The organism is Photobacterium sp. R1 (genome assembly GCF_054600795.1).
Map to the genome: position 1 here is coordinate 326,962 of NZ_BAAHZP010000001.1, position 19,646 is coordinate 346,607.

Annotated in this window: 17 protein-coding genes; 9 read left to right on the top strand and 8 right to left on the bottom strand. The window is 52.7% G+C overall.

Annotated elements, in window-relative coordinates:
* Positions 1-284 precede the first annotated feature (284 nt).
* Positions 285-1,052, top strand: coding sequence for a uridine phosphorylase (gene udp, locus ACYP03_RS01575; RefSeq protein ID WP_248139371.1), 768 nt, complete (start codon positions 285-287; stop codon positions 1,050-1,052).
* Positions 1,053-1,129: 77 nt separating this feature from the next.
* Here udp and ACYP03_RS01580 read toward each other — a convergent pair whose 3' ends face one another.
* The gene (locus ACYP03_RS01580; RefSeq protein ID WP_248139372.1) at positions 1,130-2,296 is read right to left on the bottom strand and encodes a Card1-like endonuclease domain-containing protein; all 1,167 of its coding nucleotides are present in this window, start codon (positions 2,294-2,296) and stop codon (positions 1,130-1,132) included.
* A gap of 272 nt (positions 2,297-2,568) precedes the next feature.
* Between ACYP03_RS01580 and treR the strand changes: the two genes are divergently transcribed.
* The 3 genes from treR to treC all read left to right on the top strand — a co-directional run bounded on the left by treR (position 2,569) and on the right by treC (position 7,021).
* Positions 2,569-3,525, top strand: coding sequence for a trehalose operon repressor TreR (gene treR / locus ACYP03_RS01585; protein WP_459778236.1), 957 nt, complete (start codon positions 2,569-2,571; stop codon positions 3,523-3,525).
* A 312-nt stretch (positions 3,526-3,837) separates the two neighbouring features.
* On the top strand, positions 3,838-5,271 hold the full coding sequence (gene treB / locus ACYP03_RS01590; RefSeq protein ID WP_459778237.1) for a PTS trehalose transporter subunit IIBC: 1,434 nt from the start codon (positions 3,838-3,840) through the stop codon (positions 5,269-5,271).
* Between the two features lie 49 nt (positions 5,272-5,320).
* Positions 5,321-7,021, top strand: a complete 1,701-nt coding sequence (treC, locus tag ACYP03_RS01595) for an alpha,alpha-phosphotrehalase (protein ID WP_459778238.1) — start codon at positions 5,321-5,323, stop codon at positions 7,019-7,021.
* A gap of 72 nt (positions 7,022-7,093) precedes the next feature.
* On the opposite strand, the gene ACYP03_RS01600 is transcribed toward treC, so the two are convergent.
* Positions 7,094-7,732, bottom strand: coding sequence for a LysE family translocator (locus tag ACYP03_RS01600; protein WP_248139379.1), 639 nt, complete (start codon positions 7,730-7,732; stop codon positions 7,094-7,096).
* A gap of 139 nt (positions 7,733-7,871) precedes the next feature.
* A complete protein-coding gene (yccS, locus tag ACYP03_RS01605; protein WP_459778239.1) occupies positions 7,872-10,052 on the bottom strand; it encodes a YccS family putative transporter in 2,181 nt (726 codons plus the stop codon).
* Positions 10,053-10,204: 152 nt separating this feature from the next.
* Here yccS and helD point away from each other — a divergent pair, with 152 nt between their 5' ends.
* Positions 10,205-12,289, top strand: a complete 2,085-nt coding sequence (gene helD, locus ACYP03_RS01610; protein WP_459778240.1) for a DNA helicase IV — start codon at positions 10,205-10,207, stop codon at positions 12,287-12,289.
* Between the two features lie 24 nt (positions 12,290-12,313).
* On the opposite strand, the gene ACYP03_RS01615 is transcribed toward helD, so the two are convergent.
* From ACYP03_RS01615 to ACYP03_RS01625, 3 genes are all read right to left on the bottom strand, one after another.
* Positions 12,314-13,294 carry an alcohol dehydrogenase catalytic domain-containing protein gene (locus ACYP03_RS01615; RefSeq protein WP_459778241.1) on the bottom strand — a complete coding sequence of 327 codons (981 nt, stop codon included), beginning with the start codon at positions 13,292-13,294 and terminating at the stop codon, positions 12,314-12,316.
* A 303-nt stretch (positions 13,295-13,597) separates the two neighbouring features.
* The gene (locus ACYP03_RS01620; protein WP_248139383.1) at positions 13,598-14,056 is read right to left on the bottom strand and encodes a methylglyoxal synthase; all 459 of its coding nucleotides are present in this window, start codon (positions 14,054-14,056) and stop codon (positions 13,598-13,600) included.
* A gap of 154 nt (positions 14,057-14,210) precedes the next feature.
* Positions 14,211-15,011, bottom strand: coding sequence for a TPR end-of-group domain-containing protein (locus tag ACYP03_RS01625; RefSeq protein WP_459778411.1), 801 nt, complete (start codon positions 15,009-15,011; stop codon positions 14,211-14,213).
* Between the two features lie 279 nt (positions 15,012-15,290).
* Here ACYP03_RS01625 and ACYP03_RS01630 point away from each other — a divergent pair, with 279 nt between their 5' ends.
* Entirely contained in the window at positions 15,291-15,734 is a 444-nt protein-coding gene (locus ACYP03_RS01630) for an RNA-binding S4 domain-containing protein (protein ID WP_459778242.1), read from the top strand.
* 168 nt (positions 15,735-15,902) lie between these two features.
* Here the strand turns inward: ACYP03_RS01630 and ACYP03_RS01635 are convergent, their stop codons facing one another.
* Both ACYP03_RS01635 and mobB read right to left on the bottom strand, forming a co-directional pair.
* Complete coding sequence (locus ACYP03_RS01635; RefSeq protein ID WP_248139388.1) at positions 15,903-16,244, bottom strand: hypothetical protein; 342 nt, start codon at positions 16,242-16,244, stop codon at positions 15,903-15,905.
* Between the two features lie 323 nt (positions 16,245-16,567).
* Positions 16,568-17,074 (bottom strand): molybdopterin-guanine dinucleotide biosynthesis protein B, encoded by a 507-nt coding sequence (gene mobB, locus ACYP03_RS01640; protein ID WP_459778243.1) that lies wholly within the window; start codon positions 17,072-17,074, stop codon positions 16,568-16,570.
* Between the two features lie 120 nt (positions 17,075-17,194).
* Here mobB and ACYP03_RS01645 point away from each other — a divergent pair, with 120 nt between their 5' ends.
* From ACYP03_RS01645 to ACYP03_RS01655, 3 genes are all read left to right on the top strand, one after another.
* Positions 17,195-17,704 carry an O-acetyl-ADP-ribose deacetylase gene (locus ACYP03_RS01645; RefSeq protein WP_459778244.1) on the top strand — a complete coding sequence of 170 codons (510 nt, stop codon included), beginning with the start codon at positions 17,195-17,197 and terminating at the stop codon, positions 17,702-17,704.
* Positions 17,705-17,950: 246 nt separating this feature from the next.
* On the top strand, positions 17,951-18,445 hold the full coding sequence (locus tag ACYP03_RS01650; protein ID WP_248139394.1) for a hypothetical protein: 495 nt from the start codon (positions 17,951-17,953) through the stop codon (positions 18,443-18,445).
* 79 nt (positions 18,446-18,524) lie between these two features.
* Positions 18,525-19,646: an endonuclease/exonuclease/phosphatase family protein gene (locus tag ACYP03_RS01655; RefSeq protein ID WP_459778245.1), complete on the top strand. Its 1,122-nt coding sequence runs from the start codon at positions 18,525-18,527 to the stop codon at positions 19,644-19,646.

Sequence of the window (19,646 nt, forward strand, 5' to 3'; positions counted from 1 at the left end):
CCGGGAAAACATTCGGCATTCAGCAGTATGGCTCAGCATGTTGTGGGTGAGTGTAACGGTTGCTGATGCACAGATAGTTGATGAAACTTACCCCACTTTTACATTCACAATGTGATCTATGATCTCTTTTTCGATTTCGGTTACATTTTGCTGTCATATTGTTGTGATCACCATCAATAATGTTGGTGCGGCAATGGGCTATGGTTAGCGGGTATTCGAGAGTTCAAGTTGTTGAATAAGATCCAGGCCACCACAGAGTGAGCCACACAATAAAGGATAGAATTATGTCTGAGAACGCTGTTTTCCATCTGGGTGTTACGAAATCTGACCTTCAGGGTGCTGAGATTGCCATCATTCCAGGCGATCCGGCTCGTGTTGAAAAAATCGCGAACCTGATGGATGAGCCAGAATTTCTGAACAGTGCTCGTGAGTACACCCTGTACCGTGCGAAGCTGGATGGCCAGTCTGTTGTTGTGTGTTCTACCGGTATCGGTGGCCCGTCTACGTCGATTGCTGTTGAAGAGCTGGCGCAACTGGGTGTGCGTACCTTCCTGCGTGTCGGGACAACAGGTGCAATTCAGCCAAACATTAATGTTGGCGACATGATTGTGACCACAGGTTCAGTTCGTCTGGATGGTGCCAGCCTGCATTTTGCGCCAATGGAATTCCCGGCGGTTGCTGACTTTGAAGTTGCAACGGCAATGAAAGAAGCCTGTGATGCAGAAGATACAGCGGTCCACACGGGCGTGACTGCTTCCAGTGACACCTTCTACCCAGGTCAGGAGCGTTACGACACATTCTCTGGCCGTGTTGTTCGCCGCTTCCAAGGCTCTATGAAAGAATGGCAGGACATGGGCGTACTGAACTTTGAAATGGAGTCAGCAACCCTGCTGACCATGTGTGCAAGTTCAGGTCTGCGTGCAGGCTGTGTGGCGGGTGTGATTATCAACCGTACACAGAAAGAAACGCCTGATCACGCGACACTGAAAGAGACAGAAGCCCGCGCGATTCGCGTTGTGGTTGATGCTGCCCGTCGTATGCTGAAAAAATAATTGTTCTGAATTGATTCAGAGCTGAAACAAAAAACCGATGCCTGGGCATCGGTTTTTTTGATCTGGACTGAAAGTGATTACAGCATTCGGTTGGCCTGACCACCTGCGGCTTTGAACCAGGTGTGCAGATGTTGTTCCAGATCGCCCAGCTGTTCAGGGCCGATAATGGCCAGTCCCAGATCTTCAGCCCGGACCAGATCGTGATGACGCAGCGGACGGAAGCTGACCAGCATTGCCCGGGCTTGCAGGCCACCCAGCAAATCACGCAGCGATTCCAGTTTATACAGGGTATCGTCACCGTCGTCGCGCATGCCCTTGGTTTTACATTCAATGATGTGCAGTTTGTTGTTCACTACGGTTGCGACATCCAGTTCGTTCCGGACTTCACGGTCGCCAATCTGACGGTAAACCTGAACGCCAAGTGAGTGATCCTGAATGGTCGGCAGTTTGCTCTGAATGGCTCTTACCGTACTGTGGACCAGGTTCTCCAGCCATTCGCCGTTGGCAAACCGTCGGGCTTCTTCGTGTTTGAACGTCAGGACACCCTTGTCGTAGCTCGCCAGTCCAGTTTCCTGCAGGTCATTGATCAGCTGGGCAAGTTCTTTGTAACCCTGCTGTTTTTCGCTCAGTTCGACGTCCAGTTTCTGTTCTTTCCGGCAGGTGGTCGCCAGATAGTTCAGGGTTGCCAGACCCGGTCCGAGTTCCAGTGCCGAACTGGCCCAGCGCTGTCCTAAATCCCACAGTTGCTGGTTCAGTGCTTCCGGGACCATGGTTTCCGGAAGTTCTGCCCGTGCACCGAAAATGGTCAGATAGTCGGTTAACTGAATCCGGTCTTCGACCTGTTGTTGTTCCCGGTCTGACGGGAACAGCCAGCACATTTCATCGCTGAAAGGCTCAATCACATAAATGGGCCACTGATAACTGCGGAAAACCTCATAGGCAGACAGCAACCGGTGGCGCAGACCGCAGCTGGCATTGAACCAGACTTCGCAGCCGCTTTCTTTCAGGCGGGCAGCCAGTTCATTCAATCGGCTGCGAATCGTTGTGATATTGATAGAGTCGGGAATTGTAAAAAATTCGGTCTGGATATCGCGGGGTGTCAGAATGGAGCTCAGTCGCTCAAAAGTTTCCCGCTGTGATTCGGTACCAATAAAGATCATTTTCCCGGCAGGAACACCGTGGTCTAAAAGCGGGGTGATCAAGCGGACCGGGTCCTGATCAATAATGCCAACATGAGTAATCATAATTATCCTTTTGTGCTTCGGCTGATACCGGCAAAAATGAGGGAACAGAAAACGGCCGGTACCTGCTTCGGAGTAAGCTTTTATTTTATATGGGTGCATGGAAAACTTTTTTCAAGCACTTAAAAAAAGTATCGGATATCTCAGGAGTTTTTGTTGGCATCCTGTCAATTTGTTGCATTTTTTCTGTAAGGTACTGTTGCAGGTCACTGGCAAGACAGTGACAATACGGCGTTGACAGAAAAAGCCTTTTGCATGGCGCACGAAAATATTCTATGGCACAGAAACTCACCATTCTTGATATAGCGAAGCTGGCCGGTGTGGGTAAATCCACTGTTTCCCGGGTGCTGACGCAAGATCCCCGGGTCAAACCTGCGACCCGTAAAAAAGTCGAAGAAGTCATTCGTGATTCAGGCTATGTGCCGTCGAAATCAGCGCAGTCGATGCGTGGAGGCTCCAGCAAAGTGATTGGCGTGGTGGTGTCGCGACTCGATTCACCGTCTGAAAATAAAGCGGTCCGAGGTATTCTGGCCGTGATCTATGCGGCTGGTTATGATGCCGTGATCATGGAAAGCCAGTTCAGCGCTGAGAAAACCCGCGAGCATCTTGCCGTGCTGGAAAAGCGTAATGTGGATGGGGTGATCGTCTTTGGCTTTTCGGGTTTTGACGACACGATCCTGAATGGGTTTGCACAGCGTGCTGTTGTGATTGCCGTCGATACCGATTCGGTTTCATCCGTCAGTTACGACAATCAGGGGATGATCCGCCTGGCGATGCAGCAGCTGGCTGAGCAGGGGCTGAAACAAATCAGTTACATCGGTGTGGATCCCGCCGACCGGACCACAGGACAGTTTCGTCTGGATGCTTATCTGGCAACCTGCCGGGAGCGTCAGATTGAGCCCTGTTATCAGACAGGCGAACTCAGTTACGACAGTGCCTACAAGCTGACGGATAAAGTCCTGAATGCGCAGACGCAGGCCATTGTCTGTGCCAGTGACACATTGGCGATGGGCGTCGCCAAGCGACTTCAGGAAATTCAGCGGACAGAGGTGATTGTCTCTGGCGTGGGGGCAACGGATCTGCTGAGTTTTATGTTTTCCAATACGTTCAGCATTGACCCGGGTTACTTCGATGCGGGTCAGCGCGCAGCCCAATTGTTATTGCAGCATTTGCAGCAGGGCGCTGCCATTACCCATCTGATCCAGCAAGCCAGCGCACCTTCCAGTTCCTAACGATCAGAAATCCAGGCCAGGACTAACTCAAGCCAGAACTAACTCAAGCACACTTTTATCAAAGTCCCTGCGTTCGCATCAGTGGACGCATTCTCGGACAAGTCTGCGAACACTGTCGTGAACGTGATCCGGGTTTTATGTCTATCCTCAAACAGGACACAGTTCGTGAGTTGTCACACAGTTTGGGAACATTCCCATTTGCAATTCTTTTGGTCAGGTTCATCATTAGCGGTGTGTTTTGGGAACATTCCCAATTTAATAAAGACGATAACAACATCCCCCTGTGTACCTACGACTTAAACGGATATCGGCATGAGTAAAATCGACCAACAGCAGATAGAACAGCTCGTCGCCCGCATCGGCGGCGAGGCGAACATTGTCAGTGTCAGCCACTGCCTGACCCGGCTGCGCTTTGTGTTACAGGACCCGAAACAGGCCGATACGGCCGGGCTGGAAGCTTTGCCTATGGTGAAAGGCTGTTTTACCAATGCCGGTCAGTTTCAGGTTGTGATCGGAACCGAGGTTGATCAGGTTTACAAGCAAATGAATGCCATGATGGGCGGCAAAGCAGCCAGCAAAGATGAAGCGAAAGTGGCTGCCCGTCAGAACATGAGTTTGCTGGAGCGCGGTATTTCCCATCTTGCCGAAATCTTTGTACCGTTGCTGCCAGCCATTATCACCGGTGGTCTGATTCTGGGCTTCCGCAATGTCATTGGCGACATTGCCATGTTCGACGGCAAGACACTGACGCAAATCAGTCCGTTCTGGGCGCAGGTGCATGCATTCCTGTGGCTGATAGGCGAGGCAATTTTCTTCTTCCTGCCGGTCGGCGTGTGCTGGTCAACCGTAAAAAAACTGGGCGGGACGCCGATTCTGGGGATCGTGCTGGGGGTTACACTGGTGTCTCCTCAGCTGATGAATGCGTATCTGATCGGGAAACAAGTGCCGGAAGTGTGGGACTTCGGCTGGTTCGTGATTGAGAAAGTCGGGTATCAGGCGCAGGTCATTCCGGCGATGCTGGCGGGGATTGCACTGGCCTTTATCGAAACACGGCTGAAGCGCATCATCCCGGATTACCTCTATTTAGTGGTTGTGCCGTTTATTTCCCTGATTACCGCGGTGGTGCTGGCTCACGCCCTGATTGGCCCGTTTGGCCGGATGCTGGGTGATGGGGTGGCTTATATAGCTAAAGCCGCTATGACCGGCGACTTTGCAATTTTGGGTGCTGTACTGTTTGGTTTCCTCTACGCGCCTTTGGTGATCACGGGTATTCACCACACCACCAATGCTGTGGATCTGCAACTGATGCAGGACATGGGCGGCACGCCAATCTGGCCATTGATTGCCCTGTCGAATATCGCACAGGCGTCGGCTGTGGTCGGTATTATCATCATCAGTAAGAAAGAGAACGAGCGTGAGATTTCGGTCCCGGCGGCTATTTCAGCCTACCTGGGGGTCACGGAACCTGCGATGTACGGCATCAATCTGAAATACAAGTTCCCGATGTTGTGCGCAATGATCGGTTCAGCGCTGGCAGCAGCGATTTGTGGTGCATCCGGCGTGATGGCGAACGGCATCGGTGTCGGCGGTCTGCCGGGTATCCTTTCAATTCAGCCGCAGTACTGGCTGGTTTATCTGCTGGCGATGGTGGTGGCCATTGTTGTGCCGCTGGTCCTGACGCTGGTGATGTACAAACGCGCTGCGGTAAAAGGTCAACTGAACAATCAACAACCACAAACAGCATAACGTCATTGAACGGCAGCAAAGCTGCCGTTTCTTTTCAAGGCTAGGTCACATGACAAAAACAACTCAACCCTGGTGGCGGACAGCCACGGTTTATCAGATTTATCCGAAAAGCTTTGCTGACAGTGGAGACAAAGGCACCGGCGATCTCAATGGGATCACGCAGCGGTTGCCTTATTTGCAGGCACTGGGTGTTGATGCCATCTGGCTCACACCAGTCTATGCATCGCCGATGATTGATAACGGGTACGATATTTCCGACTACTACAGCATCAACCCGGATTTCGGCACCATGGCCAATTTTGACCGCCTGCTGGATGAGGCCCGTCAGCGGGGTATCCGTATCATCATGGATATTGTTGTCAATCACACCTCCACAGAGCATGCCTGGTTTCAGCAGGCGCTGGCAGATAAACACAGTCCGTACCGGGATTACTACATCTGGCAGGATGCAGTAGACGGCCGGGAACCGAATAACTGGCAGTCGAAATTCGGCGGGAACGCCTGGGAATGGCATGAACCCACACAGCAGTATTACCTGCATCTGTTTGCCAGAGAACAGGCGGATCTGAACTGGGAAAATCCGAAAGTTCGGGAGGAAGTGAAGCAGGTTATCAGCTTCTGGGCTGAAAAAGGGGTCGATGGTTTCCGGCTGGACGTGATCAACCTGATTTCCAAGCAGCAGGATTTCCCCAGCGATGACCACGGAGACGGACGCCGATTTTATACCGATGGCCCCCGTGTTCATGAGTATCTGCAGGAAATCAGCGCGGATGTGTTTCAGAAATACGGGTCAGTCACCGTGGGTGAAATGTCATCGACGACACTGGAACATTGCCAGCAGTACTCGGCGAAAGACGGTAAAGAGCTGTCGATGGTTTTTAACTTCCATCACCTGAAAGTGGATTATCCGGATGGTGAAAAGTGGAAACTGGCCCCGATGGATTTTCTTGCGCTCAAGCAGTTGTTCAGCCACTGGCAACACGGATTGCACGATCAGGGCTGGGGCGCACTGTTCTGGTGTAACCATGATCAGCCGCGGGTGGTCAGCCGCTTCGGTCAGGATGGGGTGTACCGCGAACAGTCTGCCAAGATGCTGGCGACCTCGCTGCACATGATGCAGGGCACACCTTATGTGTATCAGGGCGAAGAGCTGGGGATGACCAATCCGGGCTTTAGCCGGATTGAGCAGTATCGTGATGTGGAAAGCATCAATATGTTCCGTATTCTGACCACTGAACAGGGACTGAGTGAAGCGGAAGCCCTGGCGATCCTGGCTCAGCGTTCCCGGGATAACTCCCGGACACCGATGCAATGGGATAACACGAGGCATGCCGGGTTTACTCAGGGAACGCCCTGGATTGATGTGGCAGAGAATTATCCCCGCATTAATGCCGGGCAGGCGCAGGCTGACCCGCAGTCCGTTTTCCATTACTACCGAAAATTGATTGCGCTGAGAAAACAGGTGGCGGTGATTGTTGAAGGCGATTACACCGATTTGCTGCCTGAGGATCAAGCGCTGCATGTATACCGTCGCCGGACCGGGGAACAAACCCTGATCTGCCTGAATAATTACACGGCAGAGCTGGTGGATTTCGACCTGAGTACTGTCATTGGTGCGGATGGCGCGCTGGATTTCAGCCGGGGGAAAACGCTGCTGTGCAATTATGAGGATGCAGAAGCCTCAACGGTCAGCCTGGCCGGCAAACTGTGTCCTTACGAAAGTCGTGTCTGGCTGTTTGAAACGGCTTGATGCGAGAGGAAAATAGTCTGAATCAGAGAAGAAAGGCCTCCCGGTTGGGAGGCCTTTTTTTGAACAGAAGGTTCAGGCTTGCGGTAACTGGGAAAGCAGCAGCCACAGCGCCAGCAAGATAAAAATACAGCCCATGAACTTGTTCTGGTTCGCCCGGAATTTTGCGTTTCTGAGCAGCGGCTGTCCCAGTGTGCCCGCCAGAACCACCAGCAGCAGATTGAATGCCAGTCCCATGACGTTCAGCACCAGTCCGAGTGCCAGCATTTGCTCTCCCGAACTGGCTTCAATCTGGCCGGAGACAAACTGAGGCAAAAACAGGACGAAAAAAATCAGTGCTTTCGGGTTCAGCAGGTTGCTGAAGACCGCGCGACGATACAAGGCGCGTGCCAAGCCTTTCTGTGCTTCCACAGTCGGCGATTCTGCCGGCTGGCTGCGCAGGCAATCCCAGCCCATTTTCAGCAGGTAAGCTCCGCCCAGATAGCGCAGTGCTTCCAGTGCGATGGGGCTCATGGCAATCAGTGCCGAGACCCCCATGGCGGCCAGAAACGTCAGAATCAGGCCTGATGTGGCATTGCCAAGACTGGCAAATAATCCGACCCGTTTGCCATAGCTCAGGCTTGAACTGGCAATCAGCAGCATGTCTGGCCCGGGCACCAGCAACAGAGCTACCACCGCAGTCAGGTACAGTGGCAGTGTCGTGAAATCAATCATGGTATTCAGTCAATTGAACAGGAACGAGGAATGGGCTGGATTCTATACCATTACAGGCATAACTGAAGATAAATTATGCCTGAAGTGGTTTGATTGGCTGAATATGTATCAGTTTAAGGTTGATATCGCTACTTCAGATTTACTTGCCAGTCATGTCGGCCTGCTGGGTTCTGGCGGCCAGTTTATTGGCCATTGAATGCAGTTCCGGCAGCATCCGCTGGATCAGAAACAGCTGTTGCAAAATCAGGCGGACCGACTGATCGTCGCCTTCCCGCCACGTCGCCAGTGCCTGTTCCAGACTGCTGTCCGTTTCCGGTGGCGGGGCGCAATGTTTGTCTGCCAGTCGCTGTGCCAGCGCTTCCAGCTGGAGATGGATCTGGCTGTGTGCCTGGGCGATCAGCTTGTGAGTTTTGTGTTCATCGAGCTGAGTCCGGTGTGCGCCCAGCGTCGAAATGTAATTCAGCATGGCATGGTTGAGCGTGAGAAAGCGAAAGCATTCTTCGATGGCCAGCCGGTAGCGGCCCGGTTCGGCCAGCATATTACTGATGGCCGTGCTGAGCTGAGCATCCGTGTTGTGAGCCTCGCGGCGGGCGACCCGGTAGTTCAGGCTGTCTTTCTTCCCAATCCGGTACTGGCCGATGATCTGAGCCAGATAATCCCGGTTGGTAGTGACGGCCGCAGCCATGATTTTGTGCAGCCGGCGGGATTGCCAGTCAGGCAGAATAAAAGTGACCGCCAGTACTGCGAGCACACAGCCGACTAGTGTATCGCCCAGACGGGGCAGCATGACCGCAAACCCGGCGCCTAACTGGTTAAAGCAGAACAGAACCAGCAGGGTGATAAAGCCGGTTGCCAGCGTATATTGCTGATTGCGCAGGATAAAGAAAGCGACCCCGGCAAGAATCATAAGCACCAGTTGTCCTTCCTGACCCGGAAACAGATACAGCAGAGGCAGGCCAATGAGCAGACCGCCCAGTGTTCCGATGATCCGCTGAGTCAGCTTCTGACGGGTCGCGCTATAGTTGGGCTGACAAACAAACAGCGTGGTCAGCAGGATCCAGAAGCCGTGTTTGAGGTCCAACAGCTGGATCACGCCGTATCCGACAGTTAACGCAATGGCGATGCGGATTGCATGGCGGAACAACTGACTGTCGGTATGCAGCTGACTTTTCACCCGCTGCCATAACCCGGCCAGTGTATGGGCTTCAGAGTCTGCCAGCTCAGTGTCTTCCTGTGGCTCGCTGACATCCGGGTTGTTGAGGTTCGTGAGCTGACGTTCGACGGTTGCCAGATTACTGAACAGATAATCCAGCTGAACCAGAAACGATCGCCAGTCCGGATTTTTCTGCGCTTTCAGGTAATCCAGCGATTCCTTCAGTTCATCCAGCGCCAGGCTGTTGTCGAGGCTGTGGCGATAGTGGTGTCCCATCGCCAGGCAGTGGCTGATCTGCCGGCACGCCGCAGCTTGCTGGTGCATCAGATCCTGAAAACGGAACAGGATATCGCTGCGGCGAAACGCTGCGGCTAAATCCTGATAGCGCTGGTGGGAAGAACTGATTCGCTCGTGAATATCCTGAGCGTGAAAGTACAGACTCAGAAAACGATGCCCGCGCTGATTCGGCTGGACGCGTTTGGCCCGGTTCAGCAGCGTCATCTTGACCTGATTCAGTGCGGAAACAACTCTCGCGTTACTGCCGGCAGCCTGAATACGCAACTGCTGGGGATCCAGATTCTCAACCGGCCGGAACCAGCGGCTTTTGTCATCCAGATAATCGGCGAGAGCTTCAAAAACGCTGGCCAGGCTGTGCTGGACAGCCTGATTCGGCCAGAGCATCTGCCAGATTAGGGAAAGCAGCCCGTAGCCGCTGGCACCTGCCAGCAATAAGACCGGCTGGAACCATAAATCCTGACTGTTTTCGGCACCGAGCATGGTGTAAATCGCCAGCAGCAGCGAAGCAAAAGCAATACTGGCATAGCGCGTGCCCATCGCGCCCAGCATCATGAAGGTGAAGCTGGATGTGAACAAACCGATGGCAAAAAGAACGGGCGAGTCAAACAACAGCTCGACCGACAGGGACGCCACCAGAAAGCACAGCAGCGTCATGGTCAGGGCTTTCAGTCGTCCGGTCAGGTTGTCATCTGTTTCTGCCAGCGCCGATGCAATGATGCCGAGGACTAATGGGGTGACGGCTGTCGTCGCATTCAGATACCAGCAGGGGATAACAGCACAAATCAGGGCGATGGCAACACGGGCACTGAGCTGGAAGCGTTCTTTGGCCCAGTAGCGACGAATGGGCATGAGCAGGGAGCGTTTTATCATTGCATATCCGGTAAGTGCCGAGACAGAACACAGTTTTGAAGCGGCAGACATTTTTGTCTCAAATTTTACGTAAATAAGGTGCTTACCGCTATGGTCTGTGTACAGATCTTGATAATCTTCTCGCTCGGTAAAACAAGGTGTCAGGATACAACATGCGATTAACAGCCAATTGGCTTGCACAATGGTTGGTGCAGGGAGATTTTTGCAGCATTGAACTGGGGGAAGAGCAGGTGCTGCTTGAGAGCCTGGAAGGAAGCGAAGTCCTGTCGTTCGATGACTGGGACGGCTCCGTGACGCTGCACCGCGGAGTGATGTGGGGGGCCTTGGAACTGACCTCAGCCGATCAATCCGCCAGCTGGACCATCCATGGCCTGCCCTGGCAAGCCTGCAAAGACTTCGCTGAACACCTTGTCAGCACTTACCGTCACTGGGCCCGGGGCCGGGTAGAAACGTTAGATCAGCATCTGCCGAAGATGCTGTCTGACATTGATGCTTTTATGACGGAGCCCGGCTATAAGCGCCGCTCTGCTCACCTGAATTTACAGGATTCTTTGCATACGGCTCTGAGAGAAGCCGGACTGACCGATGAACTGGCGGCGTCCTTCCGTCCGATGGCCTTCGAGCGCATTTCTCCCTGGCTGGAAGATGATCCGGCGTGGGTTGAGGAAGCCAACCAAACCTGGATGCAAACGGAAACTGAGAAATGGTCTTCCTGGTTTGACCGCATTGAATCGTCGCCGCTGAATATATCTCAGCGTCAGGCTGTATTGCTGAATCAGGACCATAACCTGATCCTTGCCGGTGCCGGTTCGGGAAAAACCAGTGTTCTGGTCGCCCGGGCCGGGTACCTGCTTGCCAGCCAGCAGGCGGAGCCGGGTGAAATCCTGTTGCTGGCTTTTGGCCGAAAAGCAGCCGAAGAAATGAGTGAACGACTGACCGAAAAAGTCGGGCGTGGGATCCGGGTGGCGACCTTCCACAGTCTGGGATGCCAGATCATTCAGGCCGTCGAAGGGGAATTACCTGCGGTGTCTCCTCTGGTCCTGGACGAACAGGCGCGTAACGAGTGGCTGTCGGCCTTACTGAAAGATCAGTGGCAGAATGAGGCTGCCGCCAAACGCTGGCAGAAACATCTGACCCAATGGCGTTTGCCGGGTTTCCGGGGGGATAACTCGATGGAAGAGCAGGCCCGGAGCGAAGAGTTACTGAACTGGGTCTGGCGCCATCTTGAACTGTTCGGACAGCACGGCGGGAATAAATCCGTGTTGTCGGCGCTGGTGGACAGTGCACTGGGTCATGACGACAAAGTGCAGATGAAAAGTGAACTGGCGCTGTTGTGGCCCTGTTTTAAAGCGTACAGCCAGCAGCTGAAAGCCAATCGTCAGATTGATTTTAATTCAATGATCCAGACCGCCACTGAGTATGTGAAACAGGGTAAGTTTGTACCGGAATGGCGTTTCGTGATGGTGGACGAATATCAGGATATTTCGCCGCACCGGCTGGCGCTGATTGATGCCATTTGCCAGCCTCTACGGGAAGGCGCACTCGCACCCACGCTGTATGCCGTCGGGGATGACTGGCAGGCGATTTACCGCTTTGCCGGGGCGGATGTCAATCTGACCACGGGATTTGAACAGCGGTTTGGTGCCAGCCATGTGATGGAACTGGATATGACTTATCGCTTTAACAATATGATCGGTGAAGTCGCGAATCTGTTTATTCAGCAAAATCCGCAACAGCTGAAAAAGTCACTCAAGAGTTTCAAAAAACAGAAACGCAAAGCGGTGACGCTGCTGGCGCAGGATTTGCTGGAACAGGAACTGGTTCAGGTGGCTTCAAAAGTGAAGAAAGAAGTCACAGTATTGCTGCTGGGGCGGAATCATGACCACCGGCCGGAAAAACTGGCGGACTGGCAATCGCAGTGGCCGCAGTTAAATCTTCAGTTTATGACCTGCCATGCCAGTAAAGGTCGTGAAGCTGATTTTGTGTTCGTGCTCAATGCCAACCGGGGTGTTTTCCCGGCACCTGACAGAGACCGGGGTCTGCTGGCCTGCCTGCAATCCGGCGGTAATGAAGGGATTGCTGATGCGGAAGAACGCCGGTTGTTTTATGTGGCAATGACCCGGGCCAAGGAGCATGTGTGGATTTGTGCCAACCCGGAAACCATTTCTCCTTTCATTCATGAAATGATTGAGGATCGTTATCCGGTCAATAATAAGATCAAAAAACCGGGCCGTTAGTCTGCCCACAGGTCAGCACCTGAACTAATCCAGCACCACGACCAGTTTGCCGCTGTGCTGCTGGTTGTACAGCTGCGTCAGCCCGTCTTTCAACTGATCAAAGGGAAACAGCTTATCCAGCATCGGGTCCAGTTTCCCTTCCGCGACCAGATTACTCAGGCTGTTTCCGATATCGGCCAGATGACGGATATCCTCCGGCGCACCATGGGCATAAGTCCCGTGGAGCGCTACTTCGTGCATGCTGATGGCTTTCGTTGTCGCGAGCAAGGGCACCTGGTTAAACTGGTCAGCGACCATCACAATCTGCCCGTTGTATCGGATCAGCGAACTCATCAGACTGCCCGAGCGGGCGGAGACGCAGTCAATTACGGCGTGCAGCAGTCTGTCTTCAGTCAGTTCAATAAGGCGTAATGCGACATTTTCTTTGTCTGTATCAATCACGGCATCCACGCCGTAACTTTGTAATCTGGCATGATGCTGCTTTGCCGCAATGGCATAAACGGTGGCATCGGCCAGCTTGGCCAGTTGTGCCGCAAAGCCCCCGACGCCACCGCCTGCACCGGTGATCGCTATCCGTTGTCCCGGGGCCAGACGGAGCTTGTCATGAACGGCCAGCCAGGCGCTGTAGCCTGCAGAAGGCAGCGCTGCAGCCTGCTCAAAGCTGACGGAGGCCGGTAATCGGCTCAGTGCGTCGGTTTTGCAGCAGACATATTCCGCGAATCCGCCGCACTGGCGCGGGTCGAGGAAGGTAAAGACCCGGTCCCCGGGCTTGTATTGTCTGACCCGGGATCCGACAGATTCAATGGTTCCCGCGATATCCATCCCCATGACCTGCGGATAATCCCAGGTGGCATACCCCCAATGGGCAAGTTTGTAATCGATGGGATTGAGGCCTGCTGCGGCAACCTGAATCCTGACTTCTGCCGGACCGGGTTTGGGGCGGGTTGTTCGGGTCAGTTGCAGACAATCCAGTCCGTTGGGTTCTGTCAGGGTCCAGGCTTTCATAGGCCACCATAAGGTAACAGTTTGTTTTTGGTATTGATTGAAAGCATATACCGAAAAATGGGGCTTTGCCTGCCGGGGAGCCTCGCGCTGAATCGGGAGGATGGGTTCATGTCCGGACAGGAGGAGCAGGAAACTCAGAACCCGGATTGGTGTTGTTGCGGCATGCCCCGGATCCCCGCTTTCGCGGGGATGGCGTTGATTGGTTGAGGAAAACGACTATCTGACGATGTTCAATTTGCTGCCGGTTTCAAAATCGGTATTAAACGTGAAGGGGGCTGAGACCGGACGTATCATGAGCTGAGATTAAGAAAGGCGCTCAGCCAGATAGGCTTCGTAATCCGGGATCTCAATCAGCACTTCCTGATCCATCATGCTGGATTCGATCATGAAGTTGGCGCTGGCACGGTTGGTGGCAACCGGGATATTCCAGACCGCGGCAATTCGAAGCAGGGCCTTGACGTCCGGGTCGTGCGGAACCGCATTGAGCGGGTCCCAGAAGAAGATCATCATGTCGATTTTGCCTTCGCAGATCAGGGCACCCAACTGCTGGTCGCCCCCCATCGGGCCGCTGAGCAGGCAGTTCACAGGCAGTCCGGTTTGCTTGGCTAACAGGTGCCCCGTTGTCCCTGTTGCATAAAGGGTATGCTGAACCAGCTTTGTTTTGTGCTCCTCAACCCAACGCTGCAAATGACTTTTACAGTTATCGTGTGCGACAAGGGCAATGTGTTTGCGGGCCTGCATCTGGCGGGTAGTTGCTTGCATGGGTTACTCCGTTAACTCGGTAAAAACGTCGTTTAAAGAGATACTAAGCGCGCTGTCATTAACTTGTCCAGAGAATATCCGCGACAGGGAGGGCAGCGTCGCAGAAGCCGTCAAAATGAAGGCGATTCCCTTGCCATACCTGAATCATAGCCCGCTAATCATGATGATGAGAGATCAGCTGATCAAAACGTTCATGACCATGAAGGGTTTCAAAATCAGCCTCGTCACGCGCTAGCTCTACCAGAAATGCACTGCCCTGAATGGCTCGCTCAAGATCCGAGACGGCCTGATCTTCGGCACCCAGACAGGCGTAGGCACAGGCTCTCTGATACAGTGCATTTGCATTCGTACCGTCGACTTCCAGAACCCGGTTACAGATACTCAGCGCCCAGTGGAATTCACGGATTTCCATGGCGGCGTCGGCTTTGTGAGTTAAAGCTTCCAGATCGCCCGGTCGCAGCTTGAGAATTTCATCATAGACTTCCATTTTTTGCTCGGCCGTTTGAGAGCTCTGTGCCCGCAGCCAGAGGTTGTGAACCTCGTTGATGATTTCAATCTCTTTATTGTTCTGCGCGATAATGCGGGTTTTTCTTTTCAGATCTCGTTCCAGCATCTGGAATTTCTTCTCATACTGTTCGGTGATTTCCTGCAGCTGCTGATCGGCCATTTTTTTGGTATTGACCTTGATTTCTTTCAGCGATTGCCAGCCGACCAGGGCAATCAGCGAAGCTGCACCTGCGATCAGATAGAAAAAGTAAGTGACGGTCACGTTCGCGTAGCTGAGCGATTTGTCGGCAACGGCCAGTTCCCGATCGGTGAATGAAACCGTCAGGCGACGTTCCAGATCTTGCTGATCCTGGCGCAGGGATTTCAGCTCATCCATGATGTACCTTTCCATCAATGGCTTATCCAGAGTCGGTTGTTCCGAATAGGGAACCTCTTCTTCTTGCGCCATGGCCGGAAGGGCAAAGAGGAGACAGAAGGCAGTGGTGTACAGCAGTTTCAGCATGATGTTTTCCTTGTCACTGAGTCGCAGAGTGAAAGTTGTTACAAGCATAACTGATTGAGATCGCTATCTCTAATCTGTGGCTTCAAACCAAGATATTCTCTGCGTTTCGAAGATTTTTCATGCACTCACATCGTCCGGAGGGGGTTCCGTTCGTTAAAGAGGGGCTGACTGCGGGCCGGGAATGGTATACTCACGTCATACGCGGTTAATTACAGGCAGAGTGTCGTGAGTCAGGATCAGGAAATTGAAGTCGAAGCCCTTGGGATAGAGGTCTCCGCCCAACCCATTGAGCTGTATAAAGTGTTGAAAATCGCCAATGCTGTGGGTGGTGGCGGTGAAGCCAAAATGGCCATTGCTGAAGGCTACGTGGCCGTGAATGGTGAGCTGGAACAGCGCAAGCGCCGGAAAGTCTATAACGGTGACGTGATTGAATTTAACGAGGAGTTTTACGTTGTGCTGTGTGATCAACCGGTGACAGAAACGGTCAGTGAGCCGGTTGTGAAGCCGAAAGCAGAGAAGGCTCAGCAAACCGCGAAAAAACGCCCAGCCAGACAGGCAAAAAATAAAGCGGCAAACAAGGGCGGGAATGCAAAGTCTAAAACCCGTCAGCCTGCAACGATTGGAAAAGATGCCGATCAGCAAACCGGGCGAAAACGCTTGATGTTCTGATTGAGAGCGGCAATATTTTCTGGCTCAGGCCAAATCGGTTGTGCTGAATCAATTGCAGTCGGTTTGGAAATTCCTGAGCCAGTTGTTACAAGTCAATCGAATAAAATCAACGTTCTCAGACTTTATTACAATTCACTTTTATTTATCCATGTTTGATTTAATGATGGATTAGTAAATATAGATGTCGTAAATTTTAGGGTGTTTTCCTCCCCAATATTCACCGGATGTACAACCAGCAATCCAGAAACTGACTTTTTTCTGTGCCATATGTGCAGCTAACAGGGCACTGTAAAAACGGTCGCTGGATTTTGAATCATCAAGTTCAGCAATATAGGAGCCTGACTTCTCGCAGTTTTCTGTATTGACTATTGGTTGTGAAAAGGTGACCCGGACGAAATTGCTGCCGGGTTTCACATAGAGTTGGGTAATGTATCCCTGAGCCGACATTGCATTTGCTAATGCCATTCCCGGAGTGAATAGCAATAAAAATAAAAAGATCATTTTTTTCATGACAGATTCCTTTGTGAAATAACCAATGTATTTATCAGTAAAATGAAGGCAGGTGGGCAGAATACCGCTGTGTTGTGACAGATTTAAGGTAATCTGGCGCGGGATTCTACATTATGATTCCGAAATGAAAAGAAAACTTTTCAATGAGAAATAAATTGAACTCAAGACCGGTTATTTATCTTTGAACGTGATTGTTCAATGTCATCAATATCATTTCAGATGTCCCGAAAAAACAGGCTGGTTGTAAATAAGGCGTGGATACATCGCAACCTGTTTTTTATGGACGTCATTATCTTGATGCGTACCTTGATGAAGCCATCCGTTTATTTCATCCACTTCACAATAAAATCCGCGATCGTTTGGGGCTGGTTTAAATCCAGAACCGGCAAGGGATGAACTTCATTTGGCTCACAGGTAGCCAGTGCAATGATGTGATGATCCTGCGGGTAGAGCAGAGGTTTGCCGTAATCCGGACGATGAATTTCGATTTTGGCGATGGGCTGATCACGAAAACCTTCGACCAGAATGATGTCCAGCTGGCACTGATCCAGTTGCTGTAAACATGCCACAAGCTCAGGCTCTCTTTGTGCAGGCTCCGGATATTCAAAGAAAAGAATATTCCGGTGGGGTGTCGCCAGCAGTAATTGATCGCTTCCGGCATGACGGAGCCGGTAGCTGTCTTTTCCGGGGGTGTCCGGTTCTACATCATGATGACTGTGCTTGAGCAGGCCGACCCGCAACCCATGCGCTTTCAGGCAAGGGATGATCTGTTCAATGAGGGTTGTTTTGCCTGAGCCGCTGAACCCGGCAAAGCCGATGACAGGTACCATAGTCACTCTTTGGTCTGTTTTTGTATGAGAGACACTAAAATAACATGATAGTGATGGCCGACACAGTCGTGCGTGAGCGGAAATCACGATGGACTGTGACAGATCAAACCGGAGGCACACATGGCGGATTTATTGGTGTGGCAAGGCGATATCACGACGCTGGCTGTGGATGCAATTGTGAATGCTGCCAACAACAGCCTGCTGGGTGGCGGCGGTGTTGATGGTGCAATTCACCGCGCGGCTGGCCCGCAACTTCTCGAAGAGTGCAGGCGTTTACATGGGTGTAAAACCGGAGACGCAAAAATCACACCGGGGTATCAGTTACCTGCCAAGTGGGTCATTCATACGGTGGGTCCGGTCTGGCACGGAGGCGGGCAGCAGGAAGCGGAAATTCTGGCAAATTGCTACAGAAACTGTCTGGCACTCGCCGATGAAGTCGGCGCCGTCACGATTGCTTTTCCGTGTATCAGTACCGGCGTTTATGGGTTCCCCAAGGCGCAGGCTGCTGAAATTGCCGTGACAACCGTCCGGCAGGTGCTGGAAATTCAGGCCACACCGGACAAAGTTTATTTTGTTTGCTTCGGGCAAGAGGATACGGCGATCTATCAAAGCCTGTTACGGTTGGGATGAATGTATCATTCCTGCGTCAAGCAAATGAATTGACAGGTAAAGCGGTGAGTGGCGTCTAAAGTTAAACAAGAATAGTGACACATGAAGATAGCCAGCATGGATTCGTTCTCAGGGTTCGAACGGCAGGAGCCATGTTGCTGAAACGAAGCAGCGTCCGGGCAGCTAAGCCTGCACCTTTGGTGCGGGTGACGGAAGGAGCCAGAGTGCCGGCAGGCGGACAATAAAATAAGCATCAGGGAGAGTGCAATGTGGGCAACACTCGATTTTGAAGCGTCAGGATTATCTGATCAGTCTTACCCGATAGAAGTCGGATACGTTCTGCCTGACGGCAGTGGCCAAAGTATTTTGATTAATCCGCTGACTGCAGGCGATGTCTGGCAATACTGGGACAGCTATGCAGAGCAGCGAATCCATCAGATCCCCCGTTCTGAGCTTGAGCAGCATGGGATGCAGGTGCTTGAGGTCTGCCAGCATTTAAACAGTGTGCTCGGACAGCTGGATTATGTGTTTTGTGACAGTCAGTGGGATTTATTCTGGCTGGGCCGTTTGTATCATGCCGCACATATGCGGCCGTCATTTATTCTGACGGAAGTCGGTCTCTGGCTGCAGCAGGAAAATGGCATAGAACGCGCCTGTTTTCAGCGTGCGCTGGAAGAGTTGGGGCCGGCCAGGCACCGGGCGATGCACGATGCCCGTCAGATTTATCAGGCCATCAGCAGTCTGGTGAAAATTCCCGGCTGACGTATGCCGCTGGAGCCAGCCTGCAACTCAGCGTACAATTTGAACAGGCTTTTGAATTTCAGTCTGTTGGGAGTACGTTGTGCCGACACCGACCATACGTATCGCTGTTTTGAATGCAGCGATGTCTGACCCCGAACCTGGCCGGATGAGACAAACACTCGCCGAGCCGGGTGATGCCCGGATTTCCCGTCTGGCCGCCATGATTCAGCGCATACAGCCGGATGTATTACTGCTGTGCGAATTCGATCACCCCGGAGAGGGCGGAGATGACGGCAGTCTGGAAGACTTCTGTCGTTATTATCTGGCGGAGCCTCAGCACGGTCAGGTCCCCGTGGATTATCCCTATCGCTATTGTCCGCCATCGAATACGGGCTTGCTGTGCCAGGTTGATCTTGATGGTGACGGAGCACTGACGCTGCCTCAGGACGGACAGGGATTTGGTTTTCATCATGGTCATTTCGGCTTTGTCGTGTTGTCGCGTTATCCCCTGATTGAAGCAGAGCTTCGAAGCTGGCAGACGTTTTTATGGCAGCACATGCCAGAAAACCTGATGCCGGATGAGTATTACAGCGCAGCGGCAATGAATGCGCTCCGATTGTCTTCAAAAAACCATCTGTTGCTGCCGGTTCAGATCGGACAGCAGCGCTTTCAGTTGCTTTGTGCGCATCCGACGCCGCCGGTGTTTGACGGTCCGGAACGGCGGAATGCCCGCCGTAACCATGATGAACTGCGTCTGTTGACGGATATCATCGGGAATGAAAGTTATCTGGCAGATGATCAGGGACGGCGAGGCGGACTGTCTGCCGATGAGCCGTTTGTGCTGCTGGGGGATCTCAATGCCGATCTGCATGACGGTGAGGGAATGGCGCTGGCACTGCATCACCTGCTGTATCACCCCCGGATTCACCGCGCCGTGAGTGAAGGTAAATTGACGCCCAAAAGCCTGGGCGGCCGGTTTTTCCGCCCGTGGAAACTGCGACGTGGCCGAAGCTCGGAATGGACCCATCTGGGCGGCTTGCGACTGGATTATGTGCTGCCGTCCACAGACTTTTCGGTCATGAACAGCGGTGTGTTCTGGCCGGATAAGAAAGATCCGCTTCTGAAGCTGGTGGCAGGGGAAGACGGCAGGGAACGTGCTGAAATCAGCTCGGATCACCGGCTGGTGTGGGTGGATGTGCAATTGCCTGTGAATACAGGCTGA

What these genes read in the sequence shown, in the direction of transcription:
- ACYP03_RS01615 (WP_459778241.1), bottom strand. Translation starts at nt 13,294, where the DNA reads ATGAAAGCCTGGACCCTGACAGAACCCAACGGACTGGATTGTCTGCAA.
- helD (WP_459778240.1), top strand. Translation starts at nt 10,205, where the DNA reads ATGCGATTAACAGCCAATTGGCTTGCACAATGGTTGGTGCAGGGAGAT.
- treB (WP_459778237.1), top strand. Translation starts at nt 3,838, where the DNA reads ATGAGTAAAATCGACCAACAGCAGATAGAACAGCTCGTCGCCCGCATC.
- mobB (WP_459778243.1), bottom strand. Translation starts at nt 17,074, where the DNA reads ATGGTACCTGTCATCGGCTTTGCCGGGTTCAGCGGCTCAGGCAAAACA.
- ACYP03_RS01635 (WP_248139388.1), bottom strand. Translation starts at nt 16,244, where the DNA reads ATGAAAAAAATGATCTTTTTATTTTTATTGCTATTCACTCCGGGAATG.
- treC (WP_459778238.1), top strand. Translation starts at nt 5,321, where the DNA reads ATGACAAAAACAACTCAACCCTGGTGGCGGACAGCCACGGTTTATCAG.
- ACYP03_RS01620 (WP_248139383.1), bottom strand. Translation starts at nt 14,056, where the DNA reads ATGCAAGCAACTACCCGCCAGATGCAGGCCCGCAAACACATTGCCCTT.
- ACYP03_RS01625 (WP_459778411.1), bottom strand. Translation starts at nt 15,011, where the DNA reads ATGGCGCAAGAAGAAGAGGTTCCCTATTCGGAACAACCGACTCTGGAT.
- ACYP03_RS01600 (WP_248139379.1), bottom strand. Translation starts at nt 7,732, where the DNA reads ATGATTGATTTCACGACACTGCCACTGTACCTGACTGCGGTGGTAGCT.
- ACYP03_RS01580 (WP_248139372.1), bottom strand. Translation starts at nt 2,296, where the DNA reads ATGATTACTCATGTTGGCATTATTGATCAGGACCCGGTCCGCTTGATC.
- yccS (WP_459778239.1), bottom strand. Translation starts at nt 10,052, where the DNA reads ATGATAAAACGCTCCCTGCTCATGCCCATTCGTCGCTACTGGGCCAAA.
- ACYP03_RS01645 (WP_459778244.1), top strand. Translation starts at nt 17,195, where the DNA reads ATGGCGGATTTATTGGTGTGGCAAGGCGATATCACGACGCTGGCTGTG.
- ACYP03_RS01650 (WP_248139394.1), top strand. Translation starts at nt 17,951, where the DNA reads ATGTGGGCAACACTCGATTTTGAAGCGTCAGGATTATCTGATCAGTCT.
- udp (WP_248139371.1), top strand. Translation starts at nt 285, where the DNA reads ATGTCTGAGAACGCTGTTTTCCATCTGGGTGTTACGAAATCTGACCTT.
- treR (WP_459778236.1), top strand. Translation starts at nt 2,569, where the DNA reads ATGGCACAGAAACTCACCATTCTTGATATAGCGAAGCTGGCCGGTGTG.